This window comes from Brachybacterium sp. AOP43-C2-M15, assembly GCF_052446295.1.
Classification (GTDB): Bacteria; Actinomycetota; Actinomycetes; order Actinomycetales; family Dermabacteraceae; genus Brachybacterium.
Map to the genome: position 1 here is coordinate 307,326 of NZ_JBQSWB010000001.1, position 15,648 is coordinate 322,973.

The 15,648-nt window shown below is 73.1% G+C and carries 18 protein-coding genes; 9 read left to right on the top strand and 9 right to left on the bottom strand.

The window, feature by feature from the left end; genetic code table 11:
• Nucleotides 1-18: 18 nt before the first annotated feature.
• Both ACT3SP_RS01400 and ACT3SP_RS01405 read right to left on the bottom strand, forming a co-directional pair.
• Nucleotides 19-567, bottom strand: coding sequence for a GNAT family N-acetyltransferase (locus tag ACT3SP_RS01400; protein WP_444585443.1), 549 nt, complete (start codon nt 565-567; stop codon nt 19-21).
• Nucleotides 568-618: 51 nt separating this feature from the next.
• Nucleotides 619-2,049 carry an MBL fold metallo-hydrolase gene (locus ACT3SP_RS01405; RefSeq protein WP_444585444.1) on the bottom strand — a complete coding sequence of 477 codons (1,431 nt, stop codon included), beginning with the start codon at nt 2,047-2,049 and terminating at the stop codon, nt 619-621.
• A 169-nt stretch (nt 2,050-2,218) separates the two neighbouring features.
• Between ACT3SP_RS01405 and ACT3SP_RS01410 the strand changes: the two genes are divergently transcribed.
• Nucleotides 2,219-2,953 (top strand): metal-dependent transcriptional regulator, encoded by a 735-nt coding sequence (locus ACT3SP_RS01410; protein ID WP_444585445.1) that lies wholly within the window; start codon nt 2,219-2,221, stop codon nt 2,951-2,953.
• Here the strand turns inward: ACT3SP_RS01410 and ACT3SP_RS01415 are convergent.
• The 3 genes from ACT3SP_RS01415 to ACT3SP_RS01425 are packed head-to-tail and all read right to left on the bottom strand — an operon-like array spanning nt 2,880 to nt 5,469.
• Nucleotides 2,880-3,785, bottom strand: a complete 906-nt coding sequence (locus ACT3SP_RS01415) for a metal ABC transporter permease (protein WP_444585446.1) — start codon at nt 3,783-3,785, stop codon at nt 2,880-2,882. The genes ACT3SP_RS01410 and ACT3SP_RS01415 overlap by 74 nt on opposite strands.
• Nucleotides 3,782-4,555 (bottom strand): metal ABC transporter ATP-binding protein, encoded by a 774-nt coding sequence (locus ACT3SP_RS01420; RefSeq protein ID WP_444585447.1) that lies wholly within the window; start codon nt 4,553-4,555, stop codon nt 3,782-3,784. Before ACT3SP_RS01420 ends, ACT3SP_RS01415 begins: the two co-directional genes overlap by 4 nt.
• Nucleotides 4,552-5,469, bottom strand: coding sequence for a metal ABC transporter substrate-binding protein (locus tag ACT3SP_RS01425; protein ID WP_444585448.1), 918 nt, complete (start codon nt 5,467-5,469; stop codon nt 4,552-4,554). Before ACT3SP_RS01425 ends, ACT3SP_RS01420 begins: the two co-directional genes overlap by 4 nt.
• A gap of 159 nt (nt 5,470-5,628) precedes the next feature.
• Between ACT3SP_RS01425 and ACT3SP_RS01430 the strand changes: the two genes are divergently transcribed.
• Complete coding sequence (locus ACT3SP_RS01430) at nt 5,629-6,549, top strand: class I SAM-dependent methyltransferase (RefSeq protein ID WP_444585449.1); 921 nt, start codon at nt 5,629-5,631, stop codon at nt 6,547-6,549.
• Between the two features lie 55 nt (nt 6,550-6,604).
• Here the strand turns inward: ACT3SP_RS01430 and ACT3SP_RS01435 are convergent, their stop codons facing one another.
• A complete protein-coding gene (locus ACT3SP_RS01435; RefSeq protein WP_444585450.1) occupies nt 6,605-7,429 on the bottom strand; it encodes a sugar phosphate isomerase/epimerase family protein in 825 nt (274 codons plus the stop codon).
• 55 nt (nt 7,430-7,484) lie between these two features.
• Nucleotides 7,485-8,198: a DUF402 domain-containing protein gene (locus tag ACT3SP_RS01440; protein WP_444585451.1), complete on the bottom strand. Its 714-nt coding sequence runs from the start codon at nt 8,196-8,198 to the stop codon at nt 7,485-7,487.
• A gap of 268 nt (nt 8,199-8,466) precedes the next feature.
• On the opposite strand from ACT3SP_RS01440, the gene ACT3SP_RS01445 reads away from it, so the two are divergent.
• The 6 genes from ACT3SP_RS01445 to ACT3SP_RS01470 all read left to right on the top strand — a co-directional run bounded on the left by ACT3SP_RS01445 (nt 8,467) and on the right by ACT3SP_RS01470 (nt 13,917).
• The gene (locus ACT3SP_RS01445) at nt 8,467-9,441 is read left to right on the top strand and encodes a hypothetical protein (RefSeq protein WP_444585452.1); all 975 of its coding nucleotides are present in this window, start codon (nt 8,467-8,469) and stop codon (nt 9,439-9,441) included.
• Nucleotides 9,442-9,477: 36 nt separating this feature from the next.
• Nucleotides 9,478-10,053, top strand: a complete 576-nt coding sequence (locus ACT3SP_RS01450) for a HEAT repeat domain-containing protein (protein ID WP_444585453.1) — start codon at nt 9,478-9,480, stop codon at nt 10,051-10,053.
• Between the two features lie 60 nt (nt 10,054-10,113).
• Nucleotides 10,114-11,322 (top strand): AAA family ATPase, encoded by a 1,209-nt coding sequence (locus ACT3SP_RS01455; protein ID WP_444585454.1) that lies wholly within the window; start codon nt 10,114-10,116, stop codon nt 11,320-11,322.
• Nucleotides 11,307-11,936, top strand: coding sequence for a GNAT family N-acetyltransferase (locus tag ACT3SP_RS01460; protein WP_444585455.1), 630 nt, complete (start codon nt 11,307-11,309; stop codon nt 11,934-11,936). The genes ACT3SP_RS01455 and ACT3SP_RS01460 overlap by 16 nt, the downstream gene beginning before the upstream one ends.
• 63 nt (nt 11,937-11,999) lie before the next feature.
• Nucleotides 12,000-12,764: an isocitrate lyase/PEP mutase family protein gene (locus tag ACT3SP_RS01465; RefSeq protein WP_444585456.1), complete on the top strand. Its 765-nt coding sequence runs from the start codon at nt 12,000-12,002 to the stop codon at nt 12,762-12,764.
• Nucleotides 12,765-12,954: 190 nt separating this feature from the next.
• A complete protein-coding gene (locus ACT3SP_RS01470) occupies nt 12,955-13,917 on the top strand; it encodes an aldo/keto reductase (RefSeq protein ID WP_444585457.1) in 963 nt (320 codons plus the stop codon).
• 7 nt (nt 13,918-13,924) lie between these two features.
• On the opposite strand, the gene ACT3SP_RS01475 is transcribed toward ACT3SP_RS01470, so the two are convergent.
• Nucleotides 13,925-14,338, bottom strand: a complete 414-nt coding sequence (locus ACT3SP_RS01475) for a VOC family protein (protein WP_444585458.1) — start codon at nt 14,336-14,338, stop codon at nt 13,925-13,927.
• A 52-nt stretch (nt 14,339-14,390) separates the two neighbouring features.
• The gene (locus ACT3SP_RS01480; RefSeq protein ID WP_444585459.1) at nt 14,391-14,930 is read right to left on the bottom strand and encodes a YbaK/EbsC family protein; all 540 of its coding nucleotides are present in this window, start codon (nt 14,928-14,930) and stop codon (nt 14,391-14,393) included.
• A gap of 109 nt (nt 14,931-15,039) precedes the next feature.
• On the opposite strand from ACT3SP_RS01480, the gene ACT3SP_RS01485 reads away from it, so the two are divergent.
• Nucleotides 15,040-15,639, top strand: a complete 600-nt coding sequence (locus tag ACT3SP_RS01485) for a hypothetical protein (protein WP_444585460.1) — start codon at nt 15,040-15,042, stop codon at nt 15,637-15,639.
• Nucleotides 15,640-15,648: the final 9 nt, after the last annotated feature.

The following is a 15,648-nucleotide window of genomic DNA, read 5'->3' on the forward strand; positions in this document are numbered from 1 at the left end:
ACGCCGGTCGACCCGCTGTCAGCGGGAACGGTGGGCGCCCTGCGGACGATCGGGAGGCGCGCCGACGGCGTCCGGGTCGAGGACCAGCTGCAGGAAGGCCAGGTCGAGCCAGCGGCCGAACTTGGTCCCCACCTCGCGCAGCACCCCGGTGCGTTCGAAGCCGAACCGCTCGTGCAGCCGCAGCGAGGCCTCGTTGCTCGCGTCGATGCCCGCGATCATCACGTGCAGTCCCTGCTGCTGTGCCCGCTCGATGAGCGCGCGCAGCAGGGCCGAGCCGGTGCCGCGCCCGTGCAGGCCCTCCCGCACGTACACGGAGTGCTCGACCGTGCGGCGGAATCCGTCATGGGGCCGCCACGGCCCGTAGGCGGCGTAGCCCAGCACCTCCCCGCTCTCCTCGAGAGCGACCAGCACCGGGAAGCCGGCCCCCTGTCGCTGCGCGATCCAGTCCTCGCGGTCCTCGATGCTCACGGTCCGCTCGTTCCAGATCGCGGTGGTGTGCTCCACGGCCTGGTTGTAGATCGCGGTGATGCCGGCGGCGTGCGCCGGGGTCGCGTCGAGGATCTGCATCTGCCCCTCCTGAGGGGTGTCGAGGACCCGGTGAGGATACGACGCAACGGCTCACGCCGGCGCAGCAGCCTCCTTCTGCCCGGCGCTCCAGCGGGCCCAGCCGGCGTAGCTGCCCTCGAGCTCGACCACGTCGTAGCCGGCGCGACGGAGCGCGGCGGAGGCCACGGCATTGCGCAGCCCGGACTGGCAGAAGGTGATCACCCGCCCGGCCTCGCGGGGCGGGAGCTCGTCCCGCCGGAAGAGCACCTTGCCGGCGGAGAGCTGGGCGGCGCCGGGGATGGTGCCGGCGGCGTGCTCGCTGCGGCGGCGCACGTCCAGCAGCAGCGCGGTGCCGCCGTCGGCCCGCAGGTGCTCGAGGCCCTCCGGGGAGACCACCCCGGGCGCGGCCGTCTCCAGAGCGTCGAGCGAGGTCACGTACCCGATCAGGCGGTCCACGCCGACGCGCACGAAGTGGTCGCCGTACTCGGCGGCGCGGCGCGCGTCGGCCGCGAGGACCACGAGCTCGACGTCGTCGGTCTCGGGATCGACGGCCCAGGCGATGTGGGAGGCGGCCTGGCCGAGCGCGGGGATGCTCAGCGCCCCCGGGACCGTCCCGCGATGGACCTCGGCCACGTCGCGGGTGTCGACGAGGGCGAGCGCGCCCTCCTCCATGCCGCGCCGCAGCTCCTGCGCGGTGAGCTCGCGGAGGACCGGCCGCTCCCCCATCACGGAGGGGCCCTCGCGGTTCTGCCGCTTCATCCGTGCGAAGTAGGCGTGCGGCTCGGGCTGGCCGTCCAGCAGCTCGTCGAGGAAGCCCTGCTCGTCATCGGCCGCGAGGTGCCCCGCCCACCAGGCGAAGCGTCGCTCGTAGCCGACGGTGGTGGAGGGCAGTGCGCCGAGCGCCTTCCCGCACGGGGAGCCGGCGCCGTGGCCGGGGAAGACCTGCACGTGATCGGGCAGGGTGAGGAACACGGACTTCAGGGAGGCGAACAGCTGCCTCGCCCCCGCGAAGCGGGTGTCCTGCGCGCCCGCGACCTCGTCGAGCAGGTCCGGGCGGCCCACGTCCCCGGAGAAGACGAAGTCACCGGTCAGCGCATAGCCGGGCTCATCGGCGACCGCCCCGTCGGTCACCAGGAGGATGAGGTGCTCGGGGGTGTGGCCCGGGGTGTGGCGGGCGGTCACCGTGAGGCTGCCGAGGGTGAGCGCGTCGCCGTCGTGCAGGCGCTCGGCCGCATAGCCGTACTGCCAGTCCTCCCCGCCCTCGCCGGAGACGTGCACCGTCGCACCGGTCGCGGCGGCGAGCTCGCGGGTCCCGGAGAGGAAGTCGGCGTGGAGGTGGGTCTCGGTGACGGCGGCGATTCTCATGCCGTGGTGATCGGCGAGGTCGAGGTACACCTGGATGTCGCGGCGCGGATCGACCACGAGCGCCTCACCGGCCTGTTGACAGCCCAGGAAGTATCCCGCCTGGGAGAGGTCCTCGTCGTAGATGCGTTCGAGCAGCATGGCTTCCTCCGGATCGCGAATCCCCTCGTGCCCGGAGCCTACCGAGCGCGCACCGGGGGCGACAGGGGCCGCAGGTCGGAGCCAGGGGGGGGACGGGCCGGGGGGGACGGGCCGGGGGGACGGGCCGGGGGGACGGGCCGCGACCTCGTGGGTTTGCTAGCGTTCGAGCATGTCCGTCTCCGCGCTCTCGGTGAGCACCCAGAACTACCTCAAGGCGATCTGGAGCCTCGGCGAGTGGTCCACGGACCCGGTCACCGCCTCCGCCCTCGCCGCCCGCGTCGGCGTGAAGCTGTCGACGGTCTCGGACGCGGTGCGCAAGCTCAGCGACCAGGGGCTGCTCGAGCACACCCCGTACGGCTCGATCGCGCTGAGCGCGCAGGGCCGCACGCACGCCCTGGCGATGGTGCGCCGGCACCGCCTCATCGAGACGTTCCTGGTCGAGGTGCTCGCGTACGGCTGGGACCAGGTCCACGACGAGGCCGAGCACCTCGAGCACGCCGTCTCCGACTTCCTGGTCGAGCGGATCGACGAGCACCTCGGCCACCCCTCCCGCGACCCCCACGGGGACCCGATCCCCACCGCCGACGGGACCGTCGAGAGGCCCGACGCCGTGCTGCTGACCGAGCTGCCGGCAGGATCCGCGGGGCGGGTGGAGCGGATCTCCGACGCGGACCCGAAGCTGCTCGCCTACTTCGGCGAGCGGGGCATCGGGATGGGCACCGTGCTCGAGGTGCGACCCGGCGCACCGTTCTCCGACGCGCTCGAGGTCGCGGTCGCCGGTGAGGAGGAGAGCCTGACGCTGGGCCGCTCCGCGACCAGCTCCGTGTGGGTCACGCGCGGGCCCGCTCCTGCCCCCGACGCCCCTGCCCCCGGCGCCCCTGCCTCCGACGCCGACGGGCGCTGACGGCCCTGCCGAGCAGACCGCGTCGCGGCTCGACCAGGTACACGAGCGCGAACACCGCGCCCTGCACCAGCACCACCAGCCCGCCCGAGGACGCGTCGACCCAGAAGCTGAGCAGGATCCCCAGCACGGAGGAGCTCACGGAGATCGCCGGGGCGATCACGAGCATCCGGCCGAAGCGATCCGTGAGCAGGTGCGCCGTGGCACCGGGGACGATGAGCATCGCGACCACCAGCACCACGCCCACCACCTGCAGCGCGACGACCGCGGTGAGCGCGAGCACGCCGAGCAGCAGGGCGCCCAGGAGACGCGGCGAGAGACCGATGGCCTGCGCATGGAGCGGGTCGAAGGCGTAGAGCGTGAGATCCCGTCGCTTGAGGAGGAGCACCGCGAGGGCGACCGCGGCCAGCAGGCAGATCTGGAGCAGATCCCCTCCCGAGACGCCGAGGATGTTGCCGAAGATGATGTGGTGCAGATCCGTCTGGCTGGGCGTGACCGAGATGAGCACCAGCCCGAGCGCGAACAGGGTGGTGAACACGATCCCGATCGCGGCGTCCTCCTTCACCCGGCTGGTGCCCCGGACGGCCCCGATGAGGGCGACGGCCAGGAGTCCGAAGGCGAGGGCGCCGACGGCGAACGGCGCCCCGACTATGTAGGCGAGGACCACCCCGGGGAGCACGGCGTGGGAGACCGCGTCCCCCATCAGCGACCAGCCCACGAGCACGAGCCAGCAGGAGAGCAGGGCGCACACGGTCGCGGCGGCGACCGTCGCCAGGAGCGCACGGACCATGAAGTCGTACTGCAGCGGCTCGAGGACCAGATCGAGCAGGGTCATGCCGCACCGCCCTCAGCATCCTGGTCGAACCGTCCCAGGGGATCGAGCCCGAAGGCGAGCGCGAGGCGCTCGGGCTCGAGGGCCTCGCCGACGGGGCCGTGGAAGAGGACCCGGTGCAGGAGCAGCACCGCCTCGTCGGCGAGCCGGGGCAGCGCAGCGAGGTCGTGGGTGGACACGAGCACGGCGCATCCGTCCGCCGCGAGCTCCCGCAGCAGGGCGACCATCGTGGCCTCGCTGCGCGTGTCGACCCCCGCGAAGGGCTCGTCCAGCAGCAGCAGCCGAGCGCCCTGGGCGACGCCGCGCGCCACGAACGCGCGCTTCCTCTGCCCTCCGGAGAGCCGACCGATCTGCCGGTGCGCGCACTCGGTGAGCTCCACCCGTTCGAGCGCCTCCCGCACCGCGCGCCGGTCAGCGGCCCGCGGCCGACGGGTGATGCCCTGGTGGCCGACGCGGCCCATCATCACCACGTCCTGGACGGAGACGGGGAAGGTCCAGTCCACGTGCTCGCTCTGGGGGACGTAGCCGACGAGCCCGCGGGAGCGGAGCTCGCGCGGGTCCGCGCCGCCGAGCTCGACCGTGCCCTCGTCGGGCCGCACCATCCCCATGATCGCGGCGAACAGGGTGGACTTCCCCGATCCGTTCATGCCGACCAGGCCGGTCACGCGGCCTGCGGCGATCTCGAGGCTCGCGCCCTCCAGCGCGACCACCTCGCCGTACCGCACCGTGAGGTCCCGCACGCTGATCGCCGGTGCGCCGCCGCTCGCCGTCATGCGGCACCTCCGGCGAGTCCCTCGACGATGGTGTCCGCGTCGTGGCGGAGGAGGTCGAGATAGGTGGGCACCGGCCCGTCGGGGCCCGAGAGCGAGTCGACGTAGAGGGTGCCGCCGAACTCCGCGTCGGTCGCCGCGACCACCTGCTGCATCGGCGCGTCCGAGACCGTCGACTCGCAGAAGACGGCCGGGACGCCCTGGGCGTCGACGTGGTCGATCACCGCGGCGATCTGCTGCGGGGTGGCCTGCTGCTCGGCGTTGACGGGCCAGATGTACTGCTCGGTCAGCCCGGCGTCGCGTGCGAGATAGGAGAAGGCCCCCTCGCAGGTCACGAGCGATCGTTGGTCCTCGGGGAGGGTCTCGAGCTCCTCGATCAGATCGTCGTGGACCTCCTGCAGCTGCGCGCTGTACGCCGCCCCGTTGGCGGCGTAGTCCTCGGCGTGATCCGGGTCGAGCTCGGAGAACGCCTCGACCATGTTCTCGACATAGACCTGCACGTTCAGCGGGCTCATCCAGGCATGGGGGTTGGGCTTGCCGGCATCGACGTCGCCGGTGATGTCCATGACCTCGACCCCCTCGGACACCACGACGTGGGGAACGTCCACCGAGTCCACGAACTGCGCGAACCACGCCTCCAGACCCAGCCCGTTGTCGAGGACGAGGTCCGCGCCCGAGGCGGCGGCGATGTCGCGCGGGGTGGGCTCGTAGCCGTGGATCTCCGCGCCCGCCTTCGTGATCGAGGCGACCTCGAGATGCTCCCCGCCCACGTTCTGCGCGATGTCGGCGAGGACGGTGAACGTCGTCAGCACCGTCGGCCTGTCCGGCTCGGCGTCACCCGTCACCGCCCCGCATCCGGCGAGCGCCAGCACGGCGACCAGGGCTGCGCCCACCAGTCTCCCCCCGATATCAGGCATCACAGCACTTCCTTCTTCGTCGCGTCTTGTTTCTATTGTTCGTCGCATCGAACTCGCACGATGCTACCCCTCCCCGGGCGCCTCCGGTCGCCACCCGGCCCGAGATCCCAGCCCGAGAATCCGTTTGCCCGTCGGCGTCGGCCTGCGAAGAATGACCCCATGCCCTCCTCCCCTGCCGATCGCACCCTCCACCAGCACCCGCTGGCGTATCTGCTGGGACTCGAGGGGGTGGCCCTCCTGCGCGCTTTCGCCGGCGAGCACGGCCGCGACTTCACCGAGGCACGGTTCGCCGAGATCCGTGAGCTGCTGGAGCGCGCCGACGAGCTCGGACCCGGGGTCGACGTCCCGCCGCTGCCGGTCACCGACGGCTACGACGGCTGGGCGGAGACCTACGACGGCGAGGACAACGGCTGCTTCCCGATGCGGGACGACGTGCTCGCCCCGATGCTGGACCGCCTGCCCGTGGGTCGCGCGCTCGATGCCGCCTGCGGCACGGGCGCGGTCGCGGCGCAGCTGGTCGAGCGGGGACACGAGGTGATCGGCATCGACCTCTCCGAGAAGATGCTGGCCCGCGCCCGCACCGCCGTGCCCGACGCGCGCTTCGAGACCGGCGACCTCACCGGGATGCCGCTGCCGGAGGGCTCGGTCGATCACGTGGTCTGCAGCCTCGCGCTCACCCATCTCGCCGACCTGCGGCCCTTCGTCGCCGAGGCGGCCCGGGTGATGCGCCCGGGCGGGCATCTCGTGGTGCTCGACACCCGCACCCATTTCCTCGGCTCGCCGCTGTACCCGCTGATCAAGACCGCACCCGACGGCCGCGTGGGCCACATCGCGGGCCACCACCACGGCCTCGGCGACTACCTCCGCGCGGCGCTGCCGCACGGCTTCGTGGTGCGCGACTGCCAGGAGTCCCGCCTGGGGCCCGAGACGGTGGACCCGCACCTGCGGCCCGAGCCGCTGAGCCCCGGCCCGCCCGACATCTGGAAGCTGCATCCCTGGGCGCCCGAGGCCACGAACGCCGCCAAGGCCGGTCAGATCGGGGTGCTCGCGCTGGACCTCGAGCTCCGTCCGGACGTGTGAGGGGCAGCGGGGCGAGCGACGCCACCGCTGTCGACCCTGCGCCGGGAGCTCGGGATCAGCCGGTGACCGCCCGCGTGATCTCGTGCATCTCCTCGAGCCGACCCCATTCGTCGTCGTCCGTTCCGGCGTAGACCCAGGAGATCCGCCCCGCATAGCCGACGTCGCGCAGCACCGTGAGGGAGCGGGTGAGGTCCTCGGCGTCGAGCACGCCCGGTGCCGATTCCCGGGCCTTGACCTGCGAGCACTCCGCGTTCCCTGCCACCTGCGCGATCTGCTCGTACTTGTCGGGGCCGGTCCAGTTGCCGGTGTCGATGAGCAAGCCCACCTCGCCCTCGAGCTCCTCGAGCAGTCGGCGCGTGGTGGCCGCGTCGACGAGCAGGGACTTCCAGTTCTCGGTGAGCACCCGGATCCCCGGATGCTCCGTCGCGAGCGCCCGGAGCCGGCGCGCGCTGAGCGCGATGGTCACCTCCGTCGGCGGCTGGTCGCCGGCGGGCACCCGCACCCGCGGGGCGCCGAGCTGCTCGGCGATCCCGATCCATCCCGACAGCCAGCGCTGCTGCTCCTCGCCGTGCTCGGGGTGGGTCACGTCCCCGTCGTCGACGAGGAGGACCTCGAGATCCACGCCGGCGGCGTCGAAGGCGTCGCGCAGCTCGGCGAGATAGGCGGCGTCGGTGCGGGGCAGGTAGAAGTGGCACAGCTGGGCGCTGGCGAAGCCGTGCTCGGCGAGCTGCCCGGGCAGCTCGAGCAGGTCCAGACCCTCCGTCGAGGCGTTCTCGGTGAGCGCTCCCGAGGGGGCGGAGCCCGGTGCGACGAAGCGGCCCATCGTGCGGAACAGCGACCACGTGTGCAGGGCCTTGGTCGGGTCGAGTGCGTGAGCCATGGGATCTCCTGTGATCAGGGGCGGCATCCGGTGGAGGACCATCATGTCGCACGGGTCATTCCGCGAGGCTCTGCCAGCCCTTCGGCAGCGGCACGGGCTTCACCGCGGCCGGTGGGACCCAACGCGCCCAGTCCGCCACGACCGGGCCCTCCCCACGGCGCAGGATCCCGGCGAGCTCCGCACCGACAGACCGGAAGTACGCTGCGCGCTCCGGGGAGAAGGCGCCCTGCTCGACGTACCAGTCGAGTTCGTCCTCGTCCTTGAACCCGACCGTCCAGCTGTGCGTCCCGGGCGTCCCTCGGGCCACCACGTCGAGAGCCCAGTCCTGAGTGTCGTAGCCGACGGCGCTGCGGCGCCAGGGGGCCTCGAGATTCCCGTACCAGTCACCGGTCCAGTCCTCACCGTCGTGCCAGCGCCACACCGACCAGCAGCGCCCGCGCGGATGCACCCGCACCACCGTCCGACCTTCCCACCCCGCGATGTCATAGGAGCCGTCCCAGCCGGTCACGACGACGTTCCGTCCCCGGGGCCCGGTCCTCCTGCCGGCGCGCGAAGCACGCCCCGAGCCCGGACGGGTCGTCACGACCATCACGTCGCCGTCGTCCTGCAGGACCGTCCCGGCGACGGCGAAGCTCACGGCCGGGGAACGATCCGCGAAGCCGCGAATGCTGCGCAGCGCCACCGTGGAGCCCACAGGATGAGGGGTCTCGACGACACTCCCCGCAGGGCCGGGGATCGCTTCGAGGAGATTCCTGACATCGATGTCCATCACGCCAGGCTAGTGCCGAACGTGGTCACTCACTCAGCGCGAACACCGTCGACGAGACCTCCGGAGGCCGCTCGACATCCGATCACACATCACGCATCCTGAGCGGATGACCTCCCTTGCCGCTCCGTCCGCACCGCCACGTAGGGCACGAGGTCTGTCCCTACGGCACGGGGTCGCGGCGTCGGCCGGAGGGGCGACTCCGACACGATGCTGCTGCGCCTTCGCTGACACCGATCCCGAGACGCCGCTCATCATCGGGAGCTGACCCATGCCGACCCTGCCCATCCGCCCCGCCACCTCGGCCGACGCCGCGGACCCGGCCTTCGACGACCTGCTCCCCGATCGCTGGCGCGAGGGCGACAACCGCCGCTCCGTGGTCGCGACCGATGCCGAGGGCACCGTCCTCGGGCACTGCCGCGGCATCGACAACGTCTTCCACCCGGATTCCCGCACGCTCGTGCTCGAGGTCCGGGACGGTGCGCCGTGGGCGGCCGTCGCCGATGCCCTGCTCACTGCCCAGATCTCCGTGTCGGCCCTGCCGCTGCACGTGAAGCCCTCCGCCCATGAGCCGGAGCTGGCGCGCCTGTGCGCCCGGCACGGCGGCGTCCTCGTGCAGCTCATGCCGCCCTGGCGCTACGTGGTCGATCCGGCGCTGCGCTCCTGGTCGCAGGACCATCGCACCACGGGCGACGAGCTCTCCGCCAGGAGGGTGGATGCCTCGCGCCACGAGGAGATGCTGGACCTCTACGTCGAGCACTACACCGCCCAGCACGCCCGCTGGTCCCCGGCAGCGGCCGCCGAGCAGCTGCGCACCGAGAACGCGCCGAACTTCGAGCCCGGCGGCGAGGGCTCCGCCGACCCCGAGCGGACCACGATCCTCGTGCGCGCGGGGCGGATCGCCGCCCAGGCGCTCGCCTGGCCGCCGGAGCCCGACGGCGGCACGGAGATCACCGTCCAGTCCCGCCCGCACGACGGGCCGAGGGCCCGGGAGGACATGGAGGCCTGCCTCGCGGCGGTCATCGATCGCAGCGCCGACGGCGACGTGCTGCTCATCGACTCCCACGTCACCGAGGAGCTGGAGTCCGCGATGATGCGCGACCTGCCCGGCCCTCCCCCGCATCCCGCGGACACCTGGACCGCGATCGTCGCGATCCCCGTCCCGAGCGGGCCGGGGCCGATCCCGCTGCCCGCCGAGCGGATCCCGGCCGACGCGGCGCCCCTGGTCGAGCGTCTGCAGTACTGAACCGGGCCGGCGGTCCGTCGCACGTACCCTGAGGCCATGACCCTCGACGTGGAGGAGGCCGCGCGCGCGTCGCCCCGGGACAGGGCCCGGGCGGCGGCTCAGGCGCTGGGTGCGCGGGAACTCGCGCGCTGGTGCGCCGAGATCCTCTCCGGCTCCCTCGACCTCACCGACCAGGACCTCCACGACCCCCGCTGGCTCGCGGGACGCGCGTGGACGGCATGGGGCGATCCGACCACCTGGAGCTCCCGCGGGCTCGACCTTTGGCCCCGTGCCTGGGCGGCTCGCACCCTGCTGCACGCGTGGGACCCGGTGGCCGCCCACGCCGTCGTGACCGGGCTGCGCGACGAGGCGTGGCGGGTGCGGGAGATGTGCGCGAAGATCACCGCCCGCCACGAGCTGGGCGCCGCAGCCCCGGAGTGCGCCCGCCGCGTCGGGACCGACGAGGTGCCCCGGGTGCGGGGCGCGTCCCTGCGCGCTCTCGCCGCCGTCGGCGAGATCGAGCACGTCCCTGCGGTGCACGCGGGTCTGCGGGACCAGGATCCCTCGGTCGTGCGAGCGGCCGAGAAGGCGCTCGAGGGGATGGAGGCGCGGCTGGACCGCCCGCTGTCCTGACCTCGCCACGGGGCGAGGAACTCGATTGCCTGCCCCGCCCGTCGGCCCTACTGTCGAGACGTGCAGTCCTCCCTGGCCGACCGTGCCCGCCGCGCCGCGAGCACCCTCGCGCGGTCCTTCGGTCTCGCGGTCGACGAGGTGGTCGATCTCCACGACTCCAACCGTCTCACCGTGCTCCTGCTTCCCTGCGAACTGGTCGCCCGGATCGCGCCCGCCGGCGCGGAGGGCGCCCAGGACGAGATCGACCGTGCGCTGCGACTCGAGCATGCCGGCGCGCCCGTCGGCGGCCCCGACCCCCGGGTCCCCGCACAGGTCCACCTGCGCGACGGCCTCGAGATCACCCTGTGGACGCATCACGCCCCGCGCACCGACCGGGAGCTGCCACCGACCGACTACGCCGCCGGCCTGGCCCGACTGCACGCCGCGATGCGCAGCGCACGGTTCGAGGCCCCGCCCTTCACCACCCGGGTCGACGCCGCCCTCGCGCTGCTCGAGGATCCGCGCCGCACCCCGCGCCTGACGGAGCCGGACCGAGCCTTCCTGCGCACGACCCTCACGACCCTCGCAGCGCAGGTCTCCCGCCGCGGCGACCAGCAGCCGCTGCACGGCGAGCCCCATCCCGGCAACGTGCTCGACACCGCGCACGGACCGGTGGTCATCGACCTCGAGACCTGCTGCACGGGGCCGGTCGAGTTCGATCTCGCCCATGCCCCCGTGCAGGTCGCAGTGCACTATCCGGCGGTGGACGCCGAGCTGCTCGAGGACTGCCGGATCCTCACCCGGGCGCTCGCGACCACCTGGCGCTGGGACCGCGAGGACTCCCTGCCGAACGGGGAGCTGCTGGGCATCGGCTGGCTCGATCAGGTGCGCGCCCTCATGGAACGGCGCCGACGGCCCGCGACCGCACGCCCCACGCTGACGATCCTGCACGGCCTCCCCGGCAGCGGGAGGACCGCCGCGGCGGCCGCGATCATCGAGGCCCCCGGGGCGGTGCGACTCAGCGCCGACGACTGGATGGCACGGCTCGGCCGCTCACCGGAGGACGAGGATCTGCGCGACCGCATCGAGCACGTGCAGTGGCAGATCGGCCGGGAGCTGCTCGAGCTGGGCGTGAGCACGGTCGTCGTATGGAGCAGCTGGGGGCGCGATGAGCGCGACCGCCTGCGCGAGGAGGCCCGCGCGCTCGGGGCCCGCGTCGCGCTGCACGACCTCGACCTGTTGCCGGAGAGGACTGCTGCTGGCATGCTCCCGGAGTGCCCTCCTTCGTGACGCCGGCCCTCGAGCCCGGTGCGCTGTCCAGCACACGGCAGCCCGTGCTCGGCGACGACGCCCTCCGTCTGCGCCCATGGGCCGACGCCGACGCGTCGGCCGTGGTCTCCGCCTACCAGGAACCCGAGATCCAGCGCTGGCACGCGCGCTCCCTGACGGCGGACGAGGCGGCGGAGTGGATCTCTGCCACGCACACCGCCTGGACAGCGGAGACAGCGGTGAGCTGGGCGGTCGATCTCGACGGCGCACTCGCGGGACGCATGACGCTCACGCTCGATCCCGCGCAGGGCTGCGCCGTGGCGGCGTACTGGACGCGCACCCTGGCCCGAGGTCGCGGTGTGGCGACCCGTGCGCTGTGCCTGGCCACCGGATGGGCCTTCTCCGTCGGGATGCACCGCGTCGAGCTCGAGCACTCGACGCTGAACCCGGCGTCGTGCCGCGTCGCCCGCAGGGCGGGATTCGACGCGGAGGGAACCCGGCGCGAGAGCGCGCTGCACGCCGATGGATGGCACGACATGCACGTCCACGCCCGGATCGACGCCTCGAGCGCCCGGAGCGACGCCGCGCACCCCGGGGGGACGGTCGAGCAGAGGGTCTCGATCGAGCGGGCCTGACGGGAGCGGACATCGAGGGCGAGAGACCTTGACCGGCTCGGAGAACGCGAGTGGGATGGCCCCATGACCTCACTGAGCGAACGCGCCGAGTCCCTCCTCGCCCTCCATCACCGCTCGACCCCGGTGGTGCTTCCCACCGTCTGGGACGCCTGGTCCGCGCGGGCAGCCGTCTCCGCCGGCTTCGAGGCCCTGACCATCGGCAGCCACCCGCTCGCGGACTCGGTGGGCGCCGGCGACGGCGAGGACATGAGCCTCGACGAGGCCCTCGCGGGCATCGCCCGGATCACCGGTGCCGTGGACGTCCCGGTCTCGGCCGATGTGGAGTCCGGCTACGACACCGAACCCGCGGAGCTCGTCGAGCGCGTGCTGGAGGCAGGTGCCGTGGGCGTGAACGTGGAGGACACCGTGCACTCGCAGGGTCGTCTGCGCGGGGCGCAGGAGCATGCCGACTACATCGCCGGGATCCGCCGGGCGGCCGACGAGGCCGGGGTGCATCTGGTCGTCAACGGGCGCACCGACGTGTTCAAGACCGAGGAGCGGATCCCGGACCGTCTGGCCGAGGCGATCACCCGGCTGAACCTGCTCGAGGCGGCCGGGGCGGACTCGCTGTACCCGGTCGGCGTGCCGGACGTGGCGACGCTGACGGCGCTGCTCGCCGCGGTCGACACTCCGTTGAACGTCACCGCGCACCCGGTCACCGGCTCCATCCCGGAGGGCCTCGATCTCGCGCGGCTCACGGAGCTCGGCGTGCGCCGTGTCAGCTTCGGGCCGCTGCTGCAGATGGCCCTCGCCGACCACCTCGACGAGGTCACGAAGGCCTGGCGCTGAGCTCCCGGGCAGGAGCTCCCGCCGCACCGGAGCTGCCTGCACATCGTGAGCGCCGCCCTCACCGTCGCGGCGACCGTGCGACCGCCCGTCGGCCCACCCTGGCCACGCGCTGACCCTGGACGTACGCTTTCCCTCCGGCGGATCCCGCTCGCACGGAGCGGTGCCGCCACGACGCGAGGAGCGCATCACCATGCAGCACGCCCAGCTCGGACGCACCGGAGCGACCGTCTCCCGGCTCGTCCTCGGCACCATGAACTTCGGCCCCCACACCGCGGAGGAGGACGCCTTCGCGATCATGGACCGCGCCCTCGAGCAGGGGGTGACCTTCTTCGACACCGCGAACGTGTACGGCGGCAAGGACCACCGGGGCTGGACCGAGGAGATCGTGGGCCGCTGGCTGGCCCGCACCGGCAAGCGCGAGGAGATCGTCCTGGCCACCAAGGTGTTCGGCGAGATGGGCCCCGGCGCGAACGACCGCGGTCTCTCCGCGCTGAACATCCGCCGCGCGGTCGACGAGTCCCTGCGCCGCCTGCAGACCGACCACATCGACCTCTACCAGATGCACCACGTGGACCGCTCCGCGCCCTGGGAGGAGATCTGGCAGGCGATGGACCTGCTGGTCACGCAGGGGAAGATCAGCTACGTCGGCTCCTCGAACTTCGCCGGCTGGCATCTCGCGCAGGCGAACGAGTCCGCCCGGGCGCGGCACTCTCTGGGCCTGGTCTCGGAGCAGTCGCTGTACAACCTGATCTCCCGGGACGTCGAGCTCGAGGTGCTGCCCGCGGCGGAGCACTACGGCCTGGGGGTCATCGCCTGGTCACCGCTGTCCGGCGGGAAGCTCGGCGGTCGCTCCGAGAAGGGGGTGCGCCGCGGCACGGCGGACCGTCGCCACGACCCCGCGGACCTCACCGACCAGCTGGACCGTTGGGAGGCCTTCTGCGCCGAGCGCGATCTCGCGCCCGGTCAGGCGGCGCTGGCCTGGCTGCTGCACCGCCCGGGCGTGCTGGGTCCGATCATCGGCCCGCGCACCATGGAGCAGCTGGACTCCGCGATCGAGGCCGTCGACATCGAGCTGTCCGACGAGGACCTGGCCGCCCTCGACCAGATCTTCCCCGGCCCCGGCGGCCCGGCCCCGGAGGCCTACGCCTGGTGAGAGCGTTTCAGCCGACCAGCAGGCAGAACGGGTGCCCTTCGGGATCGCCCATCACGTAGAGCGGTTCATCGGGATCGCTCGAACGGCCCATGAGCATCCGCGCCCCGAGCTTCTCCGCGCGTTCCCGCTGCATCTCGAGCTCGGCGGCGTCAGGGACGCGGAAGTCCATGTGCAGCTGCATGGGGATCTCCTCGCTCGGCCAGGTCGAGGGGCGCAGATCCGGCTTGCCCTGGACGGCGAGCACGCGGCGGTCCTCGCCGTCCAGCAGCACGATCCAGTCGGTGTCGTCGGCCGCCGGTGGCTCCGGGGGCGCGTCCCCCGGACGGCAGTGCAGTCCCAGCAGCGCGCTGTAGAACTCGGCGAGCGCGCGCGGATTCCGGGCGTCGATCGCGGTGCAGCTGAGCACGGGATACGTGGGCATGGGACCTCCTCGTCCGGCTCCCCATCCTAGATCCGTCGGCCCGTCACCCGCCTCAGAGCGCGACGGCGACCACCTCGGCGCCGGGCAGCTCGGCGAGCTCACGGCCGGGAGCGAGGATCTTCGCAGTGCGCACTCCCCCGCCGATCAGCACCTCGTCGAGCGCGGCCACGGCGGGGTCGATGAGCACCGGCCAGCCTGCGGGCAGGCCCACCGGGGTGACTCCGCCGCTGGTCATGCCGGTCAGCTCCTCGGTGTCCTCGGTGCGGGCGAAGGAGAGCCTGCTGGCGCCGAGATGCTTCTTGACGGCGCGGTTGACGTCGGCCCGGTCGCTCGCGAGCACGAGCACGGCGGCACGGATGTCCTGCCCGCCGCCGCGGCCCTTGACGATCACGCAGTTCGCGGTCGTGGTCTCGTCCACCCCGTAGGCCTCGCAGAACGCCGCCGTGTCCGCGAGATGGTCCTCGACGGGGGCGACGCGCGCGTTCGGCACGGCCCCGGCGCGCACGGCCTCCGCCGTGGGAGGGGCGACCAGGTCGAGGGAGTCGGCGAGCGGGGTCCAGGTCAGGGGCAGGGTGCCGTTGTTCTGAGCCATGCCTCCACTGTAGGAGCGACAGGGCCCGAGGTGCAGAGGTCGTGAAAGGGGTGGTGACGCGGGTCCGAGGGCGGGCAGTGTGGAGCCCCGAGCCCCGGAGGAGGCCACCATGAGCCGACGACGTCCCCGCCGACTGGATCTGCGGGACCTCCCGCCCGCGGTGGCCGACGCGCTCGAGGCGGCCCTCGGCGGCGAGGAGCTCGCGCTCGCCCGGGACGGGGAGCCGATCGGGACCCTCACCGGTCGCCGCGCGGTCCTCACAGGGCAGCTGCTCTCCGACAGCCCCGCCCAGGAGGCCCCGCCGCCGCGCGAGGACGTCACCGTCGTCGCGACCGCGATGGAGCTCTCGCAGACCGCCCGCCGCCAGCTCTCCGAACGGTTCGGCGAGGGCTTCCTGGTGCTCGACCTGCACGAGGCACCGCCCACGGCGGACGTCCTGCTCGTCCCGCCGATCAGCCCCCAGCTGGTCGGAGCGCTGCGCGCGCATTTCCCCGCGGCACGAATGCTGGTCACCGAGATCGAGGACGAGCAGCTCGGCGTGCACTACGCCGGCCCCGTGACCCGGATGCTCGAGGCGGGGGCGTCGGCCTACCTGCCGCCGCGGCCGCTCGCCGAGATCGCCGGAGCCGTGCAAGCGCACCTCGTCCGCGGCGAGCGCACCGCGCTGGAGCGCGCGGACGAGGACGAGCAGCAGGAGCTCACCGACTGAACGACCCCC

What these genes read in the sequence shown, in the direction of transcription:
- ACT3SP_RS01400 (WP_444585443.1), bottom strand. Translation starts at nt 567, where the DNA reads ATGCAGATCCTCGACGCGACCCCGGCGCACGCCGCCGGCATCACCGCG.
- ACT3SP_RS01405 (WP_444585444.1), bottom strand. Translation starts at nt 2,049, where the DNA reads ATGCTGCTCGAACGCATCTACGACGAGGACCTCTCCCAGGCGGGATAC.
- ACT3SP_RS01410 (WP_444585445.1), top strand. Translation starts at nt 2,219, where the DNA reads ATGTCCGTCTCCGCGCTCTCGGTGAGCACCCAGAACTACCTCAAGGCG.
- ACT3SP_RS01415 (WP_444585446.1), bottom strand. Translation starts at nt 3,785, where the DNA reads ATGACCCTGCTCGATCTGGTCCTCGAGCCGCTGCAGTACGACTTCATG.
- ACT3SP_RS01420 (WP_444585447.1), bottom strand. Translation starts at nt 4,555, where the DNA reads ATGACGGCGAGCGGCGGCGCACCGGCGATCAGCGTGCGGGACCTCACG.
- ACT3SP_RS01425 (WP_444585448.1), bottom strand. Translation starts at nt 5,469, where the DNA reads ATGCCTGATATCGGGGGGAGACTGGTGGGCGCAGCCCTGGTCGCCGTG.
- ACT3SP_RS01430 (WP_444585449.1), top strand. Translation starts at nt 5,629, where the DNA reads ATGCCCTCCTCCCCTGCCGATCGCACCCTCCACCAGCACCCGCTGGCG.
- ACT3SP_RS01435 (WP_444585450.1), bottom strand. Translation starts at nt 7,429, where the DNA reads ATGGCTCACGCACTCGACCCGACCAAGGCCCTGCACACGTGGTCGCTG.
- ACT3SP_RS01440 (WP_444585451.1), bottom strand. Translation starts at nt 8,198, where the DNA reads ATGGACATCGATGTCAGGAATCTCCTCGAAGCGATCCCCGGCCCTGCG.
- ACT3SP_RS01445 (WP_444585452.1), top strand. Translation starts at nt 8,467, where the DNA reads ATGCCGACCCTGCCCATCCGCCCCGCCACCTCGGCCGACGCCGCGGAC.
- ACT3SP_RS01450 (WP_444585453.1), top strand. Translation starts at nt 9,478, where the DNA reads ATGACCCTCGACGTGGAGGAGGCCGCGCGCGCGTCGCCCCGGGACAGG.
- ACT3SP_RS01465 (WP_444585456.1), top strand. Translation starts at nt 12,000, where the DNA reads ATGACCTCACTGAGCGAACGCGCCGAGTCCCTCCTCGCCCTCCATCAC.
- ACT3SP_RS01470 (WP_444585457.1), top strand. Translation starts at nt 12,955, where the DNA reads ATGCAGCACGCCCAGCTCGGACGCACCGGAGCGACCGTCTCCCGGCTC.
- ACT3SP_RS01475 (WP_444585458.1), bottom strand. Translation starts at nt 14,338, where the DNA reads ATGCCCACGTATCCCGTGCTCAGCTGCACCGCGATCGACGCCCGGAAT.
- ACT3SP_RS01480 (WP_444585459.1), bottom strand. Translation starts at nt 14,930, where the DNA reads ATGGCTCAGAACAACGGCACCCTGCCCCTGACCTGGACCCCGCTCGCC.
- ACT3SP_RS01485 (WP_444585460.1), top strand. Translation starts at nt 15,040, where the DNA reads ATGAGCCGACGACGTCCCCGCCGACTGGATCTGCGGGACCTCCCGCCC.